Genomic DNA, 2,786 nt, shown 5'->3' with positions numbered 1-2,786 from the left:
GATATGATCCTTAGGCGAATCGGCAGTTTGAATTCTTCCTCGAAGCGGCGACTCTTTGTCCGTGTCCAAGACCTGTACCGTCTTAGAGATAATTGCTTGAACCCTAACGTTTGGTTTGTCGGAGTCCCAATGCAGCTCAGCAAATAACTCTTGTAGTAGAGACTGTTTGACGCTTTTTTGTTTTGCGTTGATATCGATGAAAAGACGAGCTTGCGTACTCGGTGGGATACCCTCAAAGGCCAAAACACAAAGGTGACTTGCTATGGCTTTCTTGTGACCAGAATATGCGAAAAGACGATGCTGCCCATCGATGATCCAAGCGGATTTGTAAGATGCTTCAATAAAGCTCTCTTTCCTCCGGGCCATTTTATAAGAGGTGTACCCATGACTGGCCTTGCAGGGCCTCCCTTTAAATTGTCTTAACTTCGACTCGATCTGAAAGACACATTAACTACAGTGTTTGACGTTACCCGGTGATTAGTTGGCAAATCGGCATGCCGGGCCGCGAGCAGAAATGGCGGATTGCTCATATCGGCATGTCATCCATGATGACGGCGATATGCTCGATCTGCATGCCGACGCTTTTCAAGTCCGCCAAAAATTTGCTCGTTGAACTGGGCTCGAAGTGGAATTTGGCGCGATGCAAAACATCTTCGTTTTCCGCGAGAATGGGGAATGAAAAAACCGGGGCCAGAATGCCTTCGGCGATCATCCCTATTACACGGGCTGGCGCCCCGTCCTTATTGAGTAGCCCGGATACGATGACATTGGTATCAACGACCGCGAGCATTGCGCTCTTGCCGCTCCGCACGCGAGGCCGCTATTTCCGCGTCGATTTCCGCAACGGTCATCTTGTCGAGCCCGCGTTCAGCCGAGCGCGATTGCATTTCAACAATTATGCGCGTCAATCGGGTTTGACGGAGGCTCCGCAAATCTTCCTCAAGCGTGTTCGGTTGCGTCGCGGTCAACAGCGCGAAAGGCTTTCCGTTTTTCGTCACGACGAGTTCGCGTTCGGTTTCGAGCTTTTCCCACACCTTGCCTGGCTCGGTGCGGAATTCGCGCACGGTGATGAAATCCATTAGTGTCTCCAAAACAGGACATGATCAGGACACTATTGTAGGACAAATGCGATGCGGCACATACTCAACACGCTTTACGTGATGACGCCGAATGCCTATGTGCATCTGGAGAACGATACCTTGCGCATCGACGTCGAGCGGGAAAAAAAGATGCAGGTCCCGCTGCATCACCTGGGTTCGGTCGTGTGCTTCGGTAACGTGATGGTTTCGCCGGCTCTGATGCATCGCATGGCGGATGGCGGTATCGGCCTCGTCCTGCTCGACGGCAACGGTCGCTTCAAGGCGCGGCTGGAAGGTGCTGTCAGCGGCAATATCCTGCTGCGGAAAGCGCAGCATACGCAGGCGGCAGACAATAAGTTCGCGCTGGAAATCGCGCGCGCCGCCGTCGCCGGAAAGCTGCGCAATAGCCGGCAAGTCTGCTGCGCGGCGCACGCGAAGCAGTGGATGAAGCCGATCGAGTCGGCCTCGCGGGCGGCGCGGACATTCTCGCGAATTCCTTGAGAAATCTGGAGTTCGCGCCGACTCTCGACGCCGTGCGCGGGGTCGAAGGCGACAGCGCGAAGAATTATTTCGCGCGCCTCATCCACCTGATTCGCCCAGACGCGCGCGGGGCTTTTACCATGAATGGGCGTTCGCGGCGGCCGCCGCTGGATCGTTTCAATGCCTTGCTATCTTTTCTGTATTCGATGCTGATGAACGACTGCCGCTCTGCGCTGGAAGCGGTCGGCCTCGATCCGCAGCTCGGCTTCCTTCACGTCGTCCGCCCGGGCCGCGCGGCTCTCGCGCTGGATCTGATGGAGGAATTCCGCGCCATTTTCGCCGACCGCCTCGCGCTGACTCTGATCAACCGCCAGCAGATTTGCGCAAGCGATTTCGACTTGCGCGAGGGGGGTTCGGTCTACCTGCACGGCGACGGCCGCAAGACGGTAGTGATCGCGTATCAGGAACGCAAGCAGGAGGAGGTCACCCACGCACTGCTGGAGCGGAAGGTCCCGATGGGATTGCTGCCCATGCTGCAAGCGCGCTTCATGGCGCGAACCATACGCGGTGAGATGGAAGGCTATGTGCCGTTTCTGGTGAGGTGAAACCATGTTGGTGATCGTGGCTTACGATGTTTCGACCGAAACGGCTGCCGGCAGAAAGCGCTTGCGCCGCGTCGCAAAGGTATGCGAAAGCATCGGCCAGCGCGTACAAAAGTCGGTGTTTGAATGCCAGGTAAACCAGATGCAATACGAACAAATGGTACGGCGCCTACTCGCCGAAATCGATGAAGAGGAGGACAACCTGCGGCTCTATCGTTTGACCGAACCGGTCGATTGCCGTGTCAAGGAATACGGAAAATTTCGAGCAGTCGATTTCCAGGCCCCCTTGGTCGCCTGATGCGCGTACCTCAAGCGACGGCATATCCTTCGAGATGTCCGCGTTTGCCCTATATGATTGACGTAAGGAATAAAGTTTCTGTACAAAGTCGAGGTCAAAAGAATTTCGCCAGGCTCTTGGCGAGGTTCGCGCTCCAGCAGCAAATTCCCTCGACGATATATGGAGTTGAAGTTGTACCGCAGCGCCCGGCGTCCGCGCCGGGCGAGGATTGAAACCCGCCTTTCAGGTCGCGGGTCGCTTTGTACCGAAGCAGCGCCCGGCGTCCGCGCCGGGCGAGGATTGAAACGCGGCAACCTCGGCGCGCGACAACAGGTAAAGCGCAGCGCC

4 protein-coding genes and 1 pseudogene are annotated in these 2,786 nt (G+C 56.2%); 2 read left to right on the top strand and 3 right to left on the bottom strand.

The window, feature by feature from the left end; translation table 11 throughout:
- From H0V78_06270 to H0V78_06260, 3 genes are all read right to left on the bottom strand, one after another.
- The coding region (locus H0V78_06270) for a DGQHR domain-containing protein (GenBank protein ID MBA2351385.1) at positions 1-366 on the bottom strand (366 nt) is incomplete at its 3' end.
- 160 nt (positions 367-526) lie between these two features.
- Complete coding sequence (locus H0V78_06265; GenBank protein ID MBA2351384.1) at positions 527-790, bottom strand: putative toxin-antitoxin system toxin component, PIN family; 264 nt, start codon at positions 788-790, stop codon at positions 527-529.
- Positions 774-1,079 (bottom strand): type II toxin-antitoxin system Phd/YefM family antitoxin, encoded by a 306-nt coding sequence (locus H0V78_06260; protein MBA2351383.1) that lies wholly within the window; start codon positions 1,077-1,079, stop codon positions 774-776. Before H0V78_06260 ends, H0V78_06265 begins: the two co-directional genes overlap by 17 nt.
- A 51-nt stretch (positions 1,080-1,130) precedes the next feature.
- Here H0V78_06260 and cas1c point away from each other — a divergent pair.
- Together cas1c and cas2 are read left to right on the top strand one after the other, a co-directional pair.
- Positions 1,131-2,164: pseudogene (cas1c, locus tag H0V78_06255) on the top strand (type I-C CRISPR-associated endonuclease Cas1).
- Between the two features lie 4 nt (positions 2,165-2,168).
- Entirely contained in the window at positions 2,169-2,459 is a 291-nt protein-coding gene (gene cas2 / locus H0V78_06250) for a CRISPR-associated endonuclease Cas2 (GenBank protein MBA2351382.1), read from the top strand.
- The last annotated feature ends 327 nt before the right edge of the window (positions 2,460-2,786 follow it).

It is taken from the genome of Burkholderiales bacterium, from assembly GCA_013695435.1.
In the GTDB taxonomy this organism is placed as follows: Bacteria; Pseudomonadota; Gammaproteobacteria; order Burkholderiales; family JACMKV01; genus JACMKV01.
The sequence above is the reverse complement of the archived record's forward strand: the minus strand, read 5'-3'. Positions and strand labels throughout refer to the sequence as shown.